Below are 19,458 nucleotides of genomic sequence, written 5' to 3'. Positions count from 1 at the left end.
GGCGAGGGGGCCGTCGTCTCGCCCGGGGTACGACCGGTCAGCCGGCGTCGGCGCTCCGGGAGCGATGCTCCTCCTGCTCGATGTAGTCCTTCAGGTAGGCGAGGAAGGTGGGCAGGCCGTCTCGCTCCCAGGCGGATTCGATGGCGGTCTTGACCTGCTGGTTCGCCGCCTGGAGGGCCCGGAAGGCCTCGGCGTCGGGGGAGGAGGGGTCGGGGGCGGCGACCTGGTCGTGGGTGTTGACCGAGAGCAGGAAGCCCGCCGGGCTCGGCCAGGGCTGGACCTGCAACTTCATGTGCGGGTAGCTCGCGTTGCCCAGCCGCAGGGAGTAGGTCGCCGACTGACCCGGCCCCGAGGCCGAGGGCTCGAACGGCGGCCCTCCCAGCGGCACCGGCCCCGGGGCCTCCCGCCAGGCCAGGCGTCGGAGCACGGCCTCGGGCGGCGGCGAGTCCGGGTAGGCCAGCTCCATGTAGATGGCGATCGCCCGCTCCAGGTCCCCCCGGACGATCCCCTCGGTCGATCGAGGGTCGTCCTCCGGCTTCGTCGGCTCCATCGCTGACCCCTTCCCTCTCCCCGACCCCGGCCGCCATTGCCGGGAGGCCGTGCCCCGTCTCGGGCGGTGAATGGGACCGATTCTACGGCCCGATCGGGGCCGGACGCCATGCCTCCTCGGCCGCCTCGGGCCTCAGGGATCCCGGCCTGCAACGGGCGGGCCGGACGCGTCGGGATCCCCGGCGCGTCACCGATCGCCGGGCCCGGCCGGGCCGGTCGGCCCGGGGCGATGGCCGTCGCTCCCCTCCTCCCGGTCGAGGAACCATCGGACGGTCCGCCCGATGCTCTCCGCGTTCCCCAGCGCCGGCGACCAGCCGAGCCTGGTCCGGGCCTTCTCGGTGCTGTACCGGATCCGTCGGGCCATCAGCCAGGCGGCGTACCGGGTGATGATCGGCGCCTTCGGCCACCGCATCGCCCGGGCATACGCCTCGATCGCCAGCGCCCCGCCGAAGACCACCGGATAGGAGTACGGCAGCCTGCGGTACCACCTCGGCCGGCCGACCCCCGCCGCCTCGGCGAACATCCCCAGGAACTCCCGCTGGGTCATCGGGCCCTGGTCGGTGACGTTGTAGGCCTCGCCGACCGAACCCGGGTCCTCGGCCGCCAGGATGCTCGCGTCGGCCACGTTCCCGGCGTAGACGGCGCTGAGCGGGTTGTCCCCCGGGCCGATGACCGGGACGCCGGCCCCCCGCATCCGGGAGATGAGCCGGGCGGTGGTCGTCCGGTCGCGCTCGCCGTAGAGCCAGCTCGGCCGGATGATCGTCAGCGGCAGGCCCTCGTCCCTCGACAGTCGCCAGAGGATGCGTTCGGATTCGACCTTGCTGATCGTGTAGTAGTCCCAGGGCCACCAGGTCCCGACGCCGAGCGGGTGGTCCTCGGCGATGGGCCGGCCCGTCCGGGGCGGATGCCCATACGCGCTGGTCGAGCTGATGTGCACGAATCGGTCGACCCCGGCGGCGACGGCCGCCCGGGCCAGCGACTCGGTCGCGTCGAGGCAGGCCGATTGGAACTCGGCCCAGGTCCCCCAGTCTCCGACTTTTGCCGCCGCGTGGTAGACGACCCGGGTGCCCCGGAGCGCCTCGGCGCAGGAAGCCGGGTCGGTCAGGTCGCCCCGGACGAGGTCGACGCCGAGCGATTCCAGGAACCCCGTGTCGCTCGACGGCCGGACCAGGGCGCGGACTGGCTCCCCGCGGGCGACGAGCCGCTCGGCGAGGTGGCTGCCGAGCAGGCCGGTGGCGCCGGTGACGAGGCAGGGGCGAACTCCGGTGCTCTCGGGGATATCCATTCGTTTACTGCAAGATTGCCCAGAAATCGATCGGTGCGAAGGCAACCCAGAACCATCCCCAGCGTTGGCCGAGCCGATCAAGCCAATCGGGAGGACGCCCGTGCACCCCGAGCAAGCGGCCGCAGATCGAGACGGCGATCGCGGTCGGGGCGAGGGTCATCGGAAGCAGCAGCAGGACGGTTTCAATGACCTCGAAATCGAAGGGATCGGACGCGAACGGCACGCCGAGCGCTAGGAGGGCCCAGAGGGCGACACCAGTGATCGGGGTCACCGCCGAGAGCGCCGCGATGTTCAGCGCCCCCTGCGTATGCCAGAGCCGGCGCCGGGGGGGCCGAGGCCGGCGGAGCCTCAGGAGCAAGAGGGCCGGCGTCAGGGTGAGGGCCACCGGCGTCGCGACGGAGATTCCGAAGGTCGCCGCGTTCAAGGCCGTCCGGGCCGGGTGATCGGCGACGATGGGCGAGCCCTGCTGATCGACGATGATCCGGGAGAGCGCGAAGCCGGGGGCGATCGCCGCGACGAGGATCATCGCGTCGAGCAGGGTGAAGGTCCGCCGGGGCTCGGCCTCGGCCTCAGATGCCATCGGTGCCGAGCTCCGGGGGATCGGTCGGGGACGGATCGGGGGATCCGGGAGCATACCGCCGGACCCTCCGAGAGGACAAGGCGAACCATGCGTGGGCGTCGAATCGAAAAAGTTTCGGGAAAGGCTGGAGGGGCGGCGTCCCGTTGCAGGTAGCCGGGGTCCCTCGCGTCGACGCGGGGCCCCGGGGCGACGGCCCCCCAAGCCGGAGACGACCGGGGACGGGACGGGACGGGACGGACAGGACCACAGGCACGCGCGGGTCGGCCGGACTTCGCGAGCGAACTCCTCACTCCTCGGGGCTGCCCTTATGGCCGAAGACACGACCAAGACCCAAGAGCCTCAGCAGCAGCAACAGCCGATCGATCCCGGCCTGCTCGAGCAGACGAAGAACCAGATCCGCACGCTCGTGGCCGAGATCGCCGACCTGGCCGACTCGGACATCCAGCCCCCGGAATTCTACCAGGAGTTCATGACCCGGGCCGTCGCCGCGGTCGCCGCCTCGGGCGGCGCGCTGTGGATGCTCGACAACCGGGGCACGTTGAAGCTCCAGTCGCAGCTCGAATTTCGGCTCACCGGCCTGCTCGACGGCAAGGTCCGGACCCAGCCGCACGACGTGCTGCTCGGCACGATCTTCCAGGCCGCCCAGGCCCAGATCATCCCGCCGGGGGCCACGATCGAGGGGGTCCCGGGCGCCGGCAACCCCACGGCGTTCGCCCTGATCATCGCCCCGCTGGTGGTGGACAAGCAGGTGGTCGGCCTGGTCGAGATCCTGATGGATCCGAGCCGCCGGGCGGCCACCCAGAAGAGCACGCTGCGGTTCGTCGGCGACCTCTGCGACCTGGCGGCGCAGTACCTGAAGAACCGCCAGATGCGGCAGATGATGTCGCAGCAGAAGCTCTGGAACCAGCTCGAGGGGTTCACCCACGCGATCCACGGCTCGCTGGATCTCCAGGAGACCGCCTACGCCGTCGCCAACGACGGCAAGCGGCTGATCGGCTGCGACCGGCTCTGCGTCGCCCTGAAGATCAGCGGCCGGACGATGATCGAGGCGGTCAGCGGCCAGGAGGTCGTCGAGCAGAAGTCGAACCTGATCCGGGAGCTGACCAAGCTCTGCAAGCTGGTCATCAAGTCGGGCGAGGATCTCGTCTACACGGGGGACACCGAGGGGTTCCCGCCGGACATCCGGGACGCCCTGGAAATCTACGTGGACGAGTCGGGCTCCAAGGCCGTCATCATCACGCTGCTGCACCGGCCCGAGGAGCCCTCGAAGGACGGCAAGGTCCCCGAGCGGGTCCCCTTCGGCTGCATCGTGGCCGAGCAGATCGGCGACGAGCTGGTCGTGACCGACGTGCACGCCCGCAGCGAGGTCGTCTCCCGGCACGCCTCCACGGCCCTCTACAACGCCCAGGAGCACCACCGGATCTTCCTCCGCCCGGTGCTCAAGGCGATGAGCTCCCCCTGGCGGTTCTTCCGGGGCCGGACCCTGGCGAAGATCGCCGGGGTGCTGGCGGTGCTCGTCGCGGTCGTCCTGGCGATGACCTTCGTCCCCTGGAAGCTGACGATCGAGGGCAAGGGCTCGATCCTGCCCGAGGAGCGGCGGAACACCTACGCCCCGCTCCCCTCCCGGGTGTACGAGGTCCACGCCGAGCACGGCGACCTCGTCCGCCAGGGCGACCTGCTGGTGACGCTCAAGAGCGAGGAGCTGGAGAAGCAGCTCGAGCAGCTCCAGGCCGACAAGGCCTACTACATGAGCCAGGAGGCCACGCTGACCCCCCGGATCAACAAGACCTTCGACCTCGACGAGAAGACGTCCCTCTCCGGCCAGCAGGAGGAGGCCCGGATCCGCTGGCAGAGCGCCGAGGAGCAGATCACGATCATCCAGGAGCAGCTCGACCAGCTGAAGGTGACCGCGCCCCACGACGGCATGGTCGTGACCTGGGAGGTCCGCAAGAACCTGCTCGGCCGGCCGGTCGAGGTGGGCCAGGAGCTGGTCTCGGTGGCCTCGACCACCGGGGAGTGGATCCTGGAGGTCAACGTCCCCGACGACGACATGGCGCCGATCCTGGCCGCCGAGTCGAAGCTCCGGGAGAAGATCGCCGCCGGCGAGGCCGAGCCGGACGAGACGCTGACGGCCTACTTCGTGCTGGCCACCGACCCCGAGCACCGCTACCCGGGCCATGTCCGCCGGATCGCCTCGAAGGCCGAGACGATCGAGGGGGAGCACGTCGTGAAGGTGACCGTCGGCTTCAGCGACGAGGTCCGGGACCGGATCGTCGCCCGCAGCCAGAACACCGACCGCGGCCTGAGGGCCGGGGCCGAGGTGAGGGCCCGGATCGAGTGCGGCGAGGCCCGGCTGGCCTACGTCCTGTTCCGGGACGTGATCAACGCCTTCCACGAGACCGTCCTGTTCCGCTGGCCGTTCCTGAGCCGGACCGGCCCGGCCTGAGCCGGCCGGGCGGCATCCCGACCTTGACGTGATTAACCAGCCAATCGGGCACTCCCGGCGGAGACCAGACCGATGAAGATGCGATCGACCACCAAGGCGACCCTCGCCGCCGCGATGCTGGCGACCCTGGGCGCCCCCGGCCGCGCCCCGGCCCAGCAGCCCCCGGCGGCCCCGTCGGGCACGCAGGTGCAGACCCTGATGATCCCCGGCAACATCGAGTGGATCGAGCGGGCCGCCCTGGCCGCCAAGCGCGAGGGGATCCTCGAGCACATCGAGAAGAGCATCGGGGCCGAGATCAAGAAGGGCGACCTGGTCGCCTACCTCGACGCCGAGATGGCCGAGCTGGCCTACAAGAAGACCGAGATGATGGCCGAGGACCAGTCGGCCCTGAACATGGCCCAGGCCGAGAAGGAGGTGGCCCGGGCCAACATGGCGCGGGCCGAGCGGCTCCGCAACGGCGCGATCCGGGACATCATCTCGGCCGAGGAATACGAGCTGAAGCAGGCCCAGTACCGGGTGGCCGACGCCCGGGTGAGCGAGGAGGTGGCCAAGCTCGAGCAGGCCGCCCAGGAGCTGGAGATGGCCAATGAGGCCGTCGCCGAGCACAACATCCTCGCCCCCTTCGACGGCGAGGTCCTGGAGCAGATCAAGTACCCGGGCGAGGCGGTGCAGGCGATGGAGCCGATCGTCCAGGTCGCCCGGACCGACCGCGTCCGCTTCTACGGCTACGTCCCGCTGGAGGCCGTCTACCAGCTCCGCAAGGGGATGGTCGTCGACCTCAGCCCGGTGGTCGACGGGGCCCAGGTGCCGATCGAGCAGAAGCGGTTCCGGGGCAAGGTCGTCTACATCGGCCGCGAGCTCGCCCCCGCCCGGGGCCGGGCCGAGGTGCTGGTGAAGGCCGACATCATCAACAACACCGAGAAGGACCTCCGGGTCGGCCACAAGGCCAACATCCTGGTCTACCTGACCGAGGATCCGAACCTCGTGCCCGCCCCCCCCGAGGACATGCTCCAGCTCGCCCCCGAGCCGGCCCCGCAGCCCCCGGTGCTCGGCCGACGGGAGCTGTCGACGCCCGCCGCGCAGTGACCTGCCCCGGGACGCGACGCCGCCCGATGCCCCGACTCGATCCCTCGCCCCACCGATGGGGAGAAGCATAGAGACTTCGACCCTCGCCCCCGTCCGCGGGGGAGAGGGTGGGCGCAGCCCGGGTGAGGGGGGGCCGGACGACGATACAAGGTCCGGCGAATCCTCGAAGACCCCTCACCCCAACCCTCTCCCCACAAGCGGGGAGAGGGGGACGCGAAGCGACCTGACCCAACCCGCTCGCCTCGACCCGCGATCGACCCGAGAAGGGCCGCCCCCCGATGCTGAGAGACCCATCCACACCCGGTTCGGTGCCCGCCGGCCAGGCCGCCGAGTACCTCACGGCCCGACTCCGGCCCGACCTGGTCGTCCAGCCGGTGCCGTACGAGGGGGTGACGCACTACGTCATCAAGGACCCGATCGCGCTGAAGTACTTCCGGTTCAAGGCCGAGGAGTACTTCCTGCTCCAGGAGCTGGACGGCAAGAAGACGCTCCAGGACATCAAGCGGGCCTTCGAGCGGAAGTACCGCCCCCAGACGATCACCGTCGAGGACCTGCTCCGGTTCGTCGCCCAGCTGCACGAGGCCAGCCTGGTGCTGGTCGACACCCCCGACCAGGCCAAGGCGCTGGTGAAGCGGAAGCGGAAGAACCGCTGGAAGAAGGTGATGCAGGGCGCGGCGAACATCCTGTACATCAAGATCCCGGTGATCGACCCCGAGAAGCTGCTCACCTGGATGTACCCGTACTTCCGGTGGATCTTCACCTCTTACTTCGTCGTCTTCAGCCTCGGGCTGATGCTCGCGGCCATGACGCTGATCTTCGCCCAGTGGGACACGTTCACCACCAAGCTGCCCACCTTCGAGAGCTTCTTCAACTGGCGGACGCTGCCGTCGCTCTGGCTCTCCCTGGCGATCATCAAGATCATCCACGAGTTCGGCCACGGGCTGACGGCCAAGCACTACGGCTCGGAAGTCCACGAGATGGGCATGCTCTTCCTCGTGCTCACCCCCGCGCTTTATTGCGACGTGACGGACAGCTGGCTGCTGCCGAACAAGTGGAAGCGGATCTGGATCGCGGCGGCGGGGATCTACGTCGAGTGCTTCCTGGCGGCGGTGGCCACCTTCGTCTGGTGGAACACCCAGCCGGGGCTGTTCAACAGCCTGATGCTCTCGACGATGTTCATCTGCTCGGTGAACACGATCCTCTTCAACGCCAACCCGCTGCTGCGGTACGACGGCTACTACGTCACGTCGGACTACCTGGAGATCCCCAACCTCCGGATCAAGTCGACCCAGTTCTTCGCCTACCTGTTCCAGGAGAAGGTCCTCGGGCTGGAGGTGCCGGTCCAGAGCTACATGCCCCGGTCGCGTCGGACGCTGTTCGTGACCTACGCCGTGGCGTCGTACGTGTACCGGTGGGTCATCACCTTCAGCATCATCTTCTTCCTGTACCACTTCCTGCCGGAGAAGCTCCGGATCATCAGCGCCTTCCTCGCCATGGGTGCGCTGGTGCCCCTGCTGCTCATGCCGCTCACGAAGATGTTCAAGTTCGTCCGCCAACCCGGGAGGATGCGTAAAGTGAAGAAGGTCCGAGCGGCGTTGTGCTTCGCCGGGGCGGCGGCGGTGATCGCGGGGATCCTGCTGATCCCGACGCCGCTGCGGGTCAAGGGCACCCTGGTCCTGACGCCGGCCAAGCCGGAGCGGATCTACGTCGAAGTCCCCGGCCGGCTCGTCTCGATCGACGTCCGGGACAACCAGCCGGTCGAGGGGCCCCGCCCCGACGGCACCCCCGGCACGGTGATCGCCCGGCTGAGCAACCTGGACCTGCTCCGGGAGGTCAATGAGCTGGGCACCGAGATCCAGGTCAACGAGGTCAAGGCCCTCGTCTACGACCAGACCAGCTCCGGCGGCGACCAGGGGCCGCTGAACCGGGCCCTCCACGTCGAGACGGTGGAGATGATCCAGCAGGACCTCCAGCCGAAGCTCGACGTGGCGATCGACCAGCGCGGCAAGCTGGTCCTCACCGCCGGCCGGGACGGCATCGCCATGGGCGTGCCCAACCGGGAGGTCACCGGGAAGTGGCTCCAGCCCGGCGAGCTGTTCTGCGAGATCGGCGACCCCAAGGCGCTGGAGGCCCACCTGCTGATCGACCAGTCGGACATCGACCTCATCAAGCACGGCTACGACGGCACCCCGCCCACCGCCTGGGTGAAGATCTACGGCCGGTCCCGGGAGACGATCATCTCCCGGGTCGAGGAGATCGCCCGCCGCAACCGTCAGGAGATCCCGCCGGAGCTCTCCAACATGGCCGGCGGCGAGATCGCCACCAAGCCCGACCAGGAGACCGGCGGCGCCGTGCCGCTGACGACCGTCTACGAGGTGATCATCCCGATCGACAACGCCGACCTCGCCCTGCAGCCCGGCCAGCGCGGCATGGCCAAGATCGACGGCGGCACCGCCACCCTCGGCTGGTGGCTCTGGCGGACCATCACCAAGACCTTCCGCTTCGTGCTCTGATCGGAGCGGCAGGGGGCTCCCACGCGGAGGCGCAGGGACGCGGCGGAGAGGGTAGGGAGATCCGATCTCCTGTCCCCTCTCCGCCGCGTCCCTGCGCCTCCGCGCGAGATCCGAATCCGTCCCGGGACCTCGGGATTCCCGCCCGGACTCGGCTTGCCAGTCCGGGCGGGCGATGGTACACCTGCCCGTAACCCTGACCCCCTCCCGCGCGTGGTCGACCGCGCCGCGTCCCGGAGCGGGGATGGCACGGATGCCCTCGGGTCCCACGTCGTCGGTCCTGGCCAACACATGAAGAATTTCGCCCGTCTCGTGCGGTTCGCCTGGCCCTACCGGGGCCGGTTCGCCCTGTCGCTCGGCTGCGCGGTGATGGTGGCGCTGCTCTGGTTCTCGGAGCTGGGCGCCGTCTTCCCGCTGCTGAAGATCCTGCTCGGGGGCGAGAACGTCCAGGGCTGGGTCTCCGACCAGATCGAGCTGCACGAGACCGAGGCGGACGCGTTGCGCGCACGGCTGGCCGAGCTCGCGGTCGTCCGGAGCCACGGCGACGACGGGGTGCCCGAGGCGTACGTGGAGGGGATCAAGGCGGCGTATCAGCATGCCTGGAACAGCTACTTCGAGGAGGTCCCCGAGGAGTTCCACGCCACGTCCGTCGGCAAGCGCCCGCCGATCCCCGCGGAGCGGCACGAACGCTACCTGGAGCTGGAGCGCGCCTACCGGGTCGCCGAGGCACGCTTCGACGAGCTAGGGTCCGCCTCCCGTCTGCTCGAGGAAGGCGGCCCCTCTGCGCTCGACCGCCGGGGGCGATCCTGGCGCGGGGAGCTCAAGGGGGCCCTCCGCTGGGAGTCCCGCTTCCGAATCGCGGCGCCCCTGGCCGACCGCTGGCTCCCGGAGGACAACTTCCGGACGCTCGCCGTCCTGCTCGGGATCGTCATGGTCGGCGTGGCGATCAAGGGCGTCTTCATGTTCGGCCAGGAATACCTGGTGGCGAACATCATGCAGCTGTCGATCTTCGACATCCGCAAGCGGTTCTTCCGCCGGACGCTCGCCCTGGACCTCGGCAGCTTCGGCCAGCAGGGGACGGCCGACCTGATGGCCCGGTTCACCAGCGACCTCGACTCGGTGAGCCAGGGGCTCGTCGTGCTGCTGAGCAAGGTGGTCCGGGAGCCACTGCGGATCCTCGCCTGCCTCGGCGGGGCGCTCTGGCTGAACTGGCGGCTGACGTTGCTGGCGCTGGTGCTGGTGCCCGTCTCGGCGATGACCACCGTCCGCGTCGGCAAGCTGATGAAGCGGGCCATCCGGCGGTCCCTGGAGAGCATGTCGAACATCTACAAGATCCTCCAGGAGACGTTCCAGGGGATCAAGCTGGTCAAGGCCTACACGATGGAGCGCCGGGAGCGCCGGCGGTTCTACCTGGAGTCCAAGGCGCTCTACAAGAAGCGGGTGCGGGTGGCGACGATCGAGGCGATGAGCGACCCCGTGCTGGAGCTGCTGGCCCTGTCGACGGTGTCGATCGCCCTGATGTCGGGGGCGTACCTGGTGCTCCGGGAGTCGACCTCGCTGCAACTGGGGCCGATGCGGATCCAGCTGGCCTCGGACCCGATGACGATCGAGCAATTGTTGACCCTCTACGTCATGCTCGCCGGCGTCTCCGACCCGCTCCGGAAGCTCTCGACGGTGCACTCGAAGATCCAGCGGGCGGCGGCGGCCTCGGACCGCATCTGCTCGCTGATGGACCGGGAGCCGGTGGTGATCGACCGGCCGGGGGCCGTCCGGATGCCCCGGCACCGGATGCGGATCGACTTCGAGGACGTCCACTTCTCCTACGACGACCGGGCGACGGTCCTCCGGGGCCTGGACCTGGAGGTCCGGCACGGCGAGACGATCGCCCTGGTCGGCCCGAACGGCTGCGGCAAGTCGACCCTGATGAACCTGCTGCCCCGGTTCTACGACGTGCAACGGGGGACGATCCGGATCGACGGCCGCGACCTGCGGGAGGTCTCGCTGCGGAGCCTCCGGATGCAGATCGGCATGGTGATCCAGGAGACGATCCTCTTCGAGGACTCGATCGCCAACAACATCTCCTACGGCAGCCCGTTCGCCAGCCGCTCGCAGATCGAGGAGGCCGCCCGACGGGCCTACGCCCACCAGTTCATCGCGAGCATGCCCGAGGGCTACGACACGATGATCGGCGAGCGGGGCGCGGGCCTCTCCGGCGGCCAGCGGCAGCGGATCGCCCTGGCCCGGGCGATGCTCCGGGATCCGGCGATCCTCATCCTCGACGAGGCGACCAGCGCCGTCGACATCCAGGACGAGGCCCTGATCCGGAGGGCCATTGAGGAGTTCTCCCGGGGTCGGACCACCTTCCTGATCACCCACAACCTCGGCTCGCTCCAGTTCGCCGACCGGATCGTCCTGATGAACGAGGGGAGGATCGAGGCGGTCGGCACCGAGGCGGAGCTGAGCCGGGGCTCCGACCTGTTCCGACGCCTCATCGAGCTGCAATACCACCGGGAGAGCGCCTGACCGCCGCCTCGCCCCGATGATCCCCCGGCGGGCCCCCGGCGATCGGGGGACGGCCCGGGCGGGGGCCTCGACACCCGGCGGACCGGCCCGGCCGCCGGATCCATCCCCGGATGAGCGAAACGGGTCACGCGTGGTCGATCCTCGCGTAGAATGGCAGGGGAGCGTTGCGCCTCCCCGCGATCGTCTCCGCCCGGCCCCCGAGGTCGAAGCACGTCCCCTCGCCCTGCCTCGACCGGTTTGACCGGCCGTCCCGGGTCGCCTTATCCTGCTTCAGATGCCGAGTCGATCGTCGCCACGTTCGGCCCACCCGCCGGGATCGGCTCGGGAGGGCGGAGGAGTGCACGCCATGACGACGAGCCGATTGGTGCGATCGATGTCCCCGGGCGGCCGCCTCCCGGCCTCGCTGGCGGCCGCGCTGGCGCTCGGGCTCGGCGCGTCGAGCCCGGCCGACGAGGGCCCGGCCGATCCCCCGACGTCCGCCGTCGACCGGCTGGTCCGGGAGGGCTGGGAGGCGGCCGGCGTCTCCCCCTCCTCGCTGGCCCCGGACGGCGAATTCCTGCGCCGGGCGTACCTCGACCTCGTGGGCCGGATCCCGTCCCTGGAGGAGGCCAGGGGCTTCCTCGACGGCTCGGATCCGGGCAAGCGGGCCAAACTCGTCTCCTACCTACTCGACCACCCCGACTACGCCCGGCACTTCGGCAACCTTTGGAGCGTCGCTCTTATCGGCCGGGGGGACCAGGGGAATTCGGTCGACCGGCCCGCGCTCCGGGCCTGGCTGCGGACGCAGTTCGCCGCCAACAAGCCCTGGGACGAGATCGCCCGGGAGCTGATCACCGCCACCGGCCCGAACACCGCCGAGAACGGCGCCACCAACTTCGCGATGGCCCACCTGGAGTTCGACGCCGTCCCGCTGACGTCGGTCACCACCCGGGTCTTCCTCGGCCAGCAGATCCAGTGCACCCAGTGCCACGACCACCCCTCGAACGACTGGAAGCAGGCCGACTTCTGGGGGATCAACGCCTTCTTCCGGGGCGTCCGCACCCGCGAGGTCGGCCGGGTCGGCGCCGGCGGGGCCGAGGAGACGGCCTATTACGAGCTGTTCGACGACCCGACCGACGCCTTCGCCCGCTTCGATCGCCGCGACGGCACCATCCGGATCGCCTTCCCCACCTACCTCGACGGCCGGAAGATCAGCCAGGGAACCGACGCCGACCGCCGCAAGGAGCTGGGGACCTTCGTCACCGAGCCGGGCAACGACCAGTTCGCGAGGGCCTTCGTCAACCGGATGTGGGGCCACCTGATGGGCCGTGGGATCGTCCACCCGATCGACGACTTCGGCGACCACAACCCGCCCAGCAACCCCGAGCTGCTCGACCACCTCGCCGCCGACTTCGAGGCGTCGGGCTATGACATCAAGCAGCTCATCCGCCGGATCACCTCCAGCCGGGCGTACCACCTCTCCAGCGTCCGGACCCCGGACAACGAGCGGGACGAGACGTATTTCAGCCACATGGCGCTGAAGCCCCTGACGCCGGAGCAACTGTTCGAGTCGCTGCTGACCGCCACCCAGGCCCATCAGTCCGGGGCCGGGGGGGACTCCGACGCCCGCCGGGACCGCTGGCTCCGCCAGTTCACCTTCACCTTCTCCAACGACGAGGTGAACGAGGGGACGAGCTTCCAGGGCACCATCCCCCAGGCCCTGATGATGATGAACGGCGACCTGATCACCGAGGCCACCAGTTGCACGCCGGGCAGCTTCCTGAAAGACTTGCTCGACGAGGCGAGGAGGCGGGGGGCCTCGGCCGACTTCGTCGTCGACCGGCTCTATCTCGCCGCCCTGAGCCGACCGCCGAGCAGCACGGAGGCCGCCGCCGCCCAGGCGATGCTGCGGCAGGGCCCGGACGGGGTCGCGGTCATGGAGGACATCTTCTGGGCGCTGCTGAATTCGAACGAATTCGTCCTGAACCATTGATCGCCCCGACCCGACGCCCCGGGCGGCCGGGGGGAGGACTCGACCGATGTTCGACCGCCTTCAGGCCCCTCGGGGCATGTCCCGCCGTCACTTCCTCGGGCACCTGGCCGCCACGTCGCTGAGCCTGCCCGCGGCCAGCTTCCTCGGCGCCCTTCGGGCCAACGCCCAGCAGCTCCGCAAGACCCAGAAGCGCTGCATCCTGCTCTGGATGGGGGGCGGGCCCAGCCAGCTCGACACCTGGGACCTGAAGCCCGAGAGCCCCCGCAACGGCGGCGAGTTCAAGCCGATCGACACCAGCGCCCCCGGCGTGAGGATCAGCGAGCACCTGCCGACCGTCGCCCGGCAGATGCACCACCTGAGCATCGTCCGGTCGCTCTCCACCAGCGAGGGGAACCACGACCGCGGCACCTACCTGATGCACACCGGCTACCAGCCGAACCCGACGGTGGTGCACCCGAGCCTCGGCTCGGTCTGCTCGTTCGAGCTGGGCTCCCAGCTCGGCGACGAATTTCCCCTCCCTCACGTCGTCTCGATCAACCGGCCCGGGGAGTCGGCCGGGTTCCTCGGCATGGCCCACGCCCCGTTCGTGGTGAACAACCCGAACGGCCGGATCGAGAACCTCCGCCCCGCCGTCGACGCCGCCCGGATGAACCGCCGGATCCAGATGCTCGGCCTGGTCGAGGACCGCTTCATCGGCCAGAACCGGGGCGTCGCCGCCAAGGGACATCGGGATATCTACGGCAAGACCCTGAAGATGATGAACTCTTCGTACACCCGGGCCTTCAAGCTCGACGAGGAGCCCGACGCCGTCCGGGACGCCTACGGCCGCAACGGCTTCGGCGCCGGCTGCCTGATGGCCCGCCGGCTGGTCCAGGCCGGGGTGACGTTCGCCGAGGTCGGCCTCGGGGGCTGGGACAACCACGACGACATCTTCCGGACCCTCCGGGAGCAACGGCTCCCCGAGCTGGACCAGGGCATGGGAACCCTCGTCGCCGACCTCGCGCGGCTCGGCCTGCTGGACGACACCCTGGTCGTCTGGATGGGAGAATTCGGCCGCACCCCCCGGATCAACCAGAACGGCGGCCGGGACCACTGGCCGAGGAGCTGGTCGGTGGTCCTCGGCGGCGCCGGGATCAAGGGCGGCCAGGTCGTCGGCGCCACCGACCCCGACGGCATCGACGTGGTCGACCGCCAGGTCGGCGTCATGGACCTGATCGCCACCATGTGCACCGCGCTGGGGATCAACGTCGACACCGAGTACACCACCCCGCTCGGCCGGCCCATGAAGATCGTCGACGGCGGCTCGGCGATCAGCGAGCTGGTTTGAATCCCGTCAGGTGGCATGTTCACGTCTTCGCTTGTCATTCCCCAAATCTTGGTAGCATGGTCGAAGCTTCTCCTCCGCGCTCTCGTCCCCTTGGTGAGGAGGCCCGGCGATGGAGCGGCCGATTCCCCCCGAACCTGAGCCGACCCGTTGGGCCTCGGCCCACTTCGCGGGGGCCGACCTCGCCGATGTCCGCCGCGTCCGCAGGGTCGTCCGGATCGCCGGGGCCTGGGCCGACCGGCCCGGTCGCAGCATCCCGGCTCCGTTCGAGGACCGCTACGACATCAAGGCGGCCTACCACCTGTTCGACCACGCCGACGCCACCCCCGAGCGCCTCCAGGCCGGGCACCGCGGGCTCGTGGCCGAGGCCCTTCGACAGCGGGGGACCTCCCTGCTGATCGAGGACACGACCGTCATCTCCTACCCCGGCCGCCGGCCGGTCCCCGGCCTGGGTACGGTCGGCTACTCCGGGCGGGGCCAGACGGGATTCCACCTGCACACCGTCCTGGCGGCCCGTTGGCCGGGGCAGGTCCGCCCCGACGCGCACGGCCGGCGGCCCGCCCTGGAGGTCCTCGGCCTGGCCGACCAGCAGTCCGACGTCCGAGCACCCTTGCCGGCCGGCACGACCCGCCGTCGGCCGCCGGCCCGCAAGCCGACCGACCCGCCTAAGGCCTGGGAGCGGGCCACCGAGCGGGTCGGCCCGGCCCCCGAGGGGGCCGCGGTCCGCTGGGTGCGGGTCTGCGACCGCGAGGCGGACATCGACGAGTTCCTCCGCAGCTGCCAGCGGGCCCGACGCGGCTTCGTCGTGCGCGCGGCGCGCGACCGCATCGTGAGGGACCCGGCGACCGGCCGGCCCGACGGCTCGCTGCGCCGCCAGGTCGCCGCCTCGGCGGCCCTCGGCCAGTTCGTCCTCCAGTTGCGGTCGCGACCGGGCCGGGCCGCGCGGTCGGCGATGCTGTCGGTCAGCGTCACCCCGGTGGCGCCGGTCGCCCCGCGGCGGCCGGGCCGGGCCGCCGACGCCACGGAGCGGCTGACCTGCACGGCGGTGCGGGTCTGGGAGGAGCACCCGCCCGAGGGCGTCGAGCCGCTGGAGTGGGTCCTGATGTGCGACGCCCCGGTCGCGGGCCGCGACGCGGCGATCGGGCGGGCCTCGCAGTACTCGGCGCGGTGGCTGGTCGAGACGTGCCAAGCAGACTGCACCTCAAGCGACCGGTGGTGCAGCACCCCCGGCGGCGGTTACGATCAGCGCCGCCGCGCTGCTTGAGCTGGCGGCGTGGTGCCGACATCACCTGACCTCGGCATCGGGAGACATCGCATGTCCGTCGCCCCCCGTCACAACGCTCCCCCCCGCGCCTGACGACGGCGCCCTGCCCACCGCCGACGGTCGCACCGACGATCTGGGCCCGCCTGCCGGCCGACCGGCAGCGACAGCTCCGCGACCTGCTCGGCCAACTCCTCGCCAGGCTCCTGGCGGCCACCCGAAGCGAGGAGGCCGGCCATGAGTGACGCAACCCGCTCGCCCAAGCTCCGGCCCTGGCATCTCGACCGGGCGGCCTTCGTCTACGTCCGCCAATCCACACCCCAGCAGGTGCTCGACCACCGCGAGTCCACCGACCGGCAGTACGCCCTGGCCGACCGCGCCGTCGCCCTCGGGTGGCCACGGGACCGCGTCACCACGATCGACGACGACCTGGGCAAGAGCGGCCAGTCGATCGAGGGCCGGCCCGGGTTCCAGCGGCTGCTGGCCGAGGTGGCGCTCGACAACGTCGGGCTGATCCTCGGCCTGGAGATGAGCCGGCTGGCCCGGTCCAACCGCGACTGGCACCAGCTGCTCGAGCTCTGCGCCCGCTTCCGCGTGCTCCTGGCCGACGCCGACGCCGTCTACGACCCGGCCGACCACAACGACAGGCTCCTGCTGGGCCTGCACGGCATGTTGAACGAGGCAGAACTTCATGTCATCAAGGAGCGGATGTGCCAGGGCCGGCTCAACAAGGCCCGCCGGGGCGAGCCGATGGGCTCCCCGCCGCTGGGCTACGTACGCCTCGCCTCGGGCGAGTGGGCGATCGACCCCGACGAGCAGGTCCAGGCGACCGTGCGGCTGATCTTCGACCGGTTCGACCGCGAGGGTACCCTGCACGGCCTGCTCCGCTACCTGGTCCACCACGGGGTCCGCATCCCGATCCGACCCCGCCACGGCCCCAACCGCGGCGGGTTGGAGTGGCGGCGGCCGAACCGCCCGACGCTGTCGAACGTCCTGCACCACCCGGCCTACGCCGGTGCCTACCGGTTCGGCCACCGGGAGGTCGACCCGCGGCGCAAGCGGCCCGGGCGGCCCGACACCGGCAAGCTGGTCCGCCGCCCGGAGGAGTGCCTGGTGCTGATCCGCGACCGGCTGCCGGCCTACATCACCTGGGAGCGGTTCTGTGACAACCAGGAGCGGCTGGAGGCCAACCGGGCCCGCCGGGACCGCCCCGGCGCGCCGCGGCAGGGGGCCTCGCTGCTGGCCGGACTCCTGCGGTGCGGGCGGTGCGGCCGGCGGATGCTCGTGCGGTACTCGGGGGCGACGGGCCGGTACAGCTACACCTGTGCCCGCGGGGCGGCCGACCACGCCGAGCCGATCTGCCAGAGCCTCTCCGGGCCGGCGCTCGACGGGCTGGTCGCCGGCCGGGTCCTGGCGGCGGTGGAGCCGGCGGCGCTGGAGGCGAGCTTGGCGGCGGTGGCCGAGGTCGAGCGCGAGCGGTCCGAGCTGGCCCGGCACTGGCGGCTCCGCCTCGAACGCGCCGGCTGCGAGGCCGACCGCGCGGCCCGGCAGTACCAGGCCTGCGAGCCGGAGAATCGCCTGGTCGGCCGCGAGTTGGAGCGGCGCTGGGAGGAGGCGTTGAGGGCGCAGCGGCGCCTCGAGGACGAGCACGAGCGGTGGCGGGGGTCGGCCCCCGGTCGGCTCTCACCGGACGACGAGCGGACGATCCGGTCGCTGGCCGGCGACTTGCCGGCGGTGTGGCAGGCGACGACGACGACGCCCGCCGAGCGGCAGCGGATCGCCCGACTCCTGATTGACCACGTGTCCGTCACCGTGGACAAGGCGAGCGAGCGGGTCGATGTGACGCTCCACTGGTCCGGCGGCATGACCGAGTCGCACGCCATGTCCCGGCCGGTGAAGCGGTACGACCTCCTGGCCGACTACCCCCGACTGGTCGAGCGACTGCGGGGATGGCGCGCCGAGCGGCTCAGCCCGGCGGCGATGGCCGAGCGGCTCAACGTCGAGGGGTTCCGTCCCCCGAAGCGGGCCGAGCGGTTCACGCGGGGGATGGTGCAACGGCTGCTCTGGCACCTGGGGCTGGCCCGCACGCCCTTCGGCAGCCCGGCCGGCCTCGGCCGCGACGAATACCGGCCGTCGTCGCTGGCGCGTCGGCTGGGGGTGTCGCGAGACACGGTGCGGCGATGGGTGCGGGTCGGGTGGTTGACGGCGCATCGCGACGCCCAGGGCCACCACGTGATCTGGGCCGACGGGTCCGAGCTGCGGCGGCTGCGCGAGCTCCGCCGGCTGCCGCGGACGTGGGCGAACAAGGGGCGGCTTGCCGAACTGACCAGACCGAGGCCGCGCCCGGGACGGTAGAGTGAGGGCGGCCCGGCTCAGGGCGAGCCGGGCCGCCCCATCGCGCTCTTGGAGGGCATTATGGCTGGAACATCGAGGAGTATCACAAGGCGTTGAAGACCGGGCTGGGGGCCGAGCGGCTCCAGCTGGAGACGGCCGGGCGGCTCTTCGCCGCGGTGGCGATCATGGGCGTGGTGGCATGGCGGCTGATCGCGCTGAAGGAGCGGCTGCGGTCGGACCCCGAGGCGCCGGCCGAGCGGTCGGGACTGGATCAGCTGGAGCTGGAGGTCCTGCGCCGCGAGCTGGGCCGACCGATCGGGACGGTCCGCGAGGTGGTGCTGGCGGCGGGGCGGCTCGGCGGCCACATGAACCGCAAGCGGGATGGGATGCCGGGCTGGCAGACGCTCTGGATCGGGATGCTGCGGCTCCGCACGCTCGCCGAAGGGGTCCGTCTGGGTCGGGACCTGAGATTTGGGGAATGACAAGCGTCTTCGAGGCCATGCCACCCGACGTCTAAGCGGCGACACAATGGACGCCAGGATTGATTGCTCACATGGAGATGCCACTCGGGTAAAATCGCCGATGCGCCGGTCAGTCAGCCGGCGCAGGCAGGCGAATCTCCGGGAGGATAGGGAGGAGGCGTCCGATGGCCACGTCCTGGTTTTACCGCGATGGTGATAACACGGAGGTTGGCCCCTACACTCCTCGGCAGTTTGCGGAGCTGGTGCGGCTTGGCGAGATCACGCCGGTCACGAAGGTCCGCAGGGACGGGAGGCGGTGGCACCCGGCGGGGAAAGTCCGGGGGCTGATGGAGCACGTCGCAGCGACCCAGATCGCCGCCGCCGAGCCCGCCGCCGCTGCCGACACCGACCCTCCCTGGGAATCCCTGGGTGGCAACGGGGCAGGCAACGAGGATGCGAACGATGCGGGGCCGGCCGAGGCGTCGCCCGTGCCCGGCGGGTCCGTGATGGATTTGCAGATCAGCTTCGGAGCCATGAAGGTACGCCCCTGGTCGGTCAGGGCGGTTTGGGAGGCCGGGGGAGAGCGGAAGCTGGTCCGGTTGAACCGGAACGTCCCGCCGGTCGCCCGCCTGGAGCAGGCGGACGACGCAACCAAGCGGGCGGTGCTCCACCGGATCGCGGTTTACGCGGCCGTCGCCAGCCCGGTCCGAATCTCGACGCGCTTCTTCGGCGCGGTGGTCACCCGGCTGATGGGCGAGGCTGAGGACGTCGGGCCGCAGGCCGAGGCGGTGGCCGCCGCCCTGGAGCGGGCGGTCGCGAGGGGCACGGTTGGCGACGAGGACCGGGCCTGCATCCTGGGGCAGGTGGCGATACCCGGACCGTCGCTACACAGTCGGCCGTCGCCCGCGGTCGCGGTGATCGAAGGGCCGTCGGCCCCGCGGCGGGGAATCGTTACCCGCAATGGGCTGCCGTGCTGCGCCAACTGCGGCCGCCAGGTCTCGCTGCGCCGCGGCTATTGTCGATCCTGCGGCCAGGCGGTGAACGATCCACTGACAATGATCCTCATCAGGGTCGCGGCCATCTTCCTGGCGATCGTCATGGGTGCCATCAAAAAATCTTTGAATTAG

The 19,458-nt window shown here is 70.8% G+C and carries 13 protein-coding genes; 10 read left to right on the top strand and 3 right to left on the bottom strand.

Annotated elements, in window-relative coordinates; all coding sequences use genetic code 11:
- Positions 1-37: 37 nt before the first annotated feature.
- The 3 genes from ElP_RS09975 to ElP_RS09965 form a co-directional block, all read right to left on the bottom strand.
- Positions 38-550, bottom strand: a complete 513-nt coding sequence (locus tag ElP_RS09975; protein ID WP_145268862.1) for a hypothetical protein — start codon at positions 548-550, stop codon at positions 38-40.
- Between the two features lie 186 nt (positions 551-736).
- Complete coding sequence (locus ElP_RS09970; protein ID WP_145268860.1) at positions 737-1,834, bottom strand: NAD-dependent epimerase/dehydratase family protein; 1,098 nt, start codon at positions 1,832-1,834, stop codon at positions 737-739.
- Positions 1,835-1,838: 4 nt separating this feature from the next.
- Positions 1,839-2,414, bottom strand: a complete 576-nt coding sequence (locus ElP_RS09965; protein ID WP_145268858.1) for a hypothetical protein — start codon at positions 2,412-2,414, stop codon at positions 1,839-1,841.
- Between the two features lie 307 nt (positions 2,415-2,721).
- Here ElP_RS09965 and ElP_RS09960 point away from each other — a divergent pair, with 307 nt between their 5' ends.
- The 10 genes from ElP_RS09960 to ElP_RS09915 all read left to right on the top strand — a co-directional run bounded on the left by ElP_RS09960 (position 2,722) and on the right by ElP_RS09915 (position 19,458).
- Positions 2,722-4,860: an efflux RND transporter periplasmic adaptor subunit gene (locus tag ElP_RS09960; protein ID WP_145268856.1), complete on the top strand. Its 2,139-nt coding sequence runs from the start codon at positions 2,722-2,724 to the stop codon at positions 4,858-4,860.
- A 72-nt stretch (positions 4,861-4,932) separates the two neighbouring features.
- Positions 4,933-5,946 (top strand): efflux RND transporter periplasmic adaptor subunit, encoded by a 1,014-nt coding sequence (locus tag ElP_RS09955; RefSeq protein ID WP_145268854.1) that lies wholly within the window; start codon positions 4,933-4,935, stop codon positions 5,944-5,946.
- A 278-nt stretch (positions 5,947-6,224) separates the two neighbouring features.
- Positions 6,225-8,459 (top strand): site-2 protease family protein, encoded by a 2,235-nt coding sequence (locus ElP_RS09950; protein WP_145268852.1) that lies wholly within the window; start codon positions 6,225-6,227, stop codon positions 8,457-8,459.
- A gap of 288 nt (positions 8,460-8,747) precedes the next feature.
- Complete coding sequence (locus ElP_RS09945) at positions 8,748-10,979, top strand: ABC transporter ATP-binding protein (RefSeq protein WP_145268850.1); 2,232 nt, start codon at positions 8,748-8,750, stop codon at positions 10,977-10,979.
- A 346-nt stretch (positions 10,980-11,325) separates the two neighbouring features.
- Positions 11,326-12,951 (top strand): DUF1549 and DUF1553 domain-containing protein, encoded by a 1,626-nt coding sequence (locus ElP_RS09940; RefSeq protein ID WP_145268848.1) that lies wholly within the window; start codon positions 11,326-11,328, stop codon positions 12,949-12,951.
- 46 nt (positions 12,952-12,997) lie between these two features.
- Entirely contained in the window at positions 12,998-14,278 is a 1,281-nt protein-coding gene (locus ElP_RS09935) for a DUF1501 domain-containing protein (RefSeq protein ID WP_145268846.1), read from the top strand.
- Between the two features lie 109 nt (positions 14,279-14,387).
- Positions 14,388-15,539, top strand: a complete 1,152-nt coding sequence (locus tag ElP_RS09930) for an IS4/Tn5 family transposase DNA-binding protein (RefSeq protein ID WP_145268844.1) — start codon at positions 14,388-14,390, stop codon at positions 15,537-15,539.
- A 234-nt stretch (positions 15,540-15,773) separates the two neighbouring features.
- Entirely contained in the window at positions 15,774-17,891 is a 2,118-nt protein-coding gene (locus tag ElP_RS09925; protein WP_145267375.1) for a recombinase family protein, read from the top strand.
- Between the two features lie 92 nt (positions 17,892-17,983).
- A complete protein-coding gene (locus ElP_RS09920; RefSeq protein WP_145268841.1) occupies positions 17,984-18,352 on the top strand; it encodes an IS4 family transposase in 369 nt (122 codons plus the stop codon).
- A 164-nt stretch (positions 18,353-18,516) separates the two neighbouring features.
- Entirely contained in the window at positions 18,517-19,458 is a 942-nt protein-coding gene (locus ElP_RS09915) for a DUF4339 domain-containing protein (protein ID WP_145268839.1), read from the top strand.

The sequence above is a fragment of the Tautonia plasticadhaerens genome (assembly GCF_007752535.1).
GTDB classification, from domain to species: Bacteria; Planctomycetota; Planctomycetia; order Isosphaerales; family Isosphaeraceae; genus Tautonia; species Tautonia plasticadhaerens.
The sequence above is the reverse complement of the archived record's forward strand: the minus strand, read 5'-3'. Positions and strand labels throughout refer to the sequence as shown.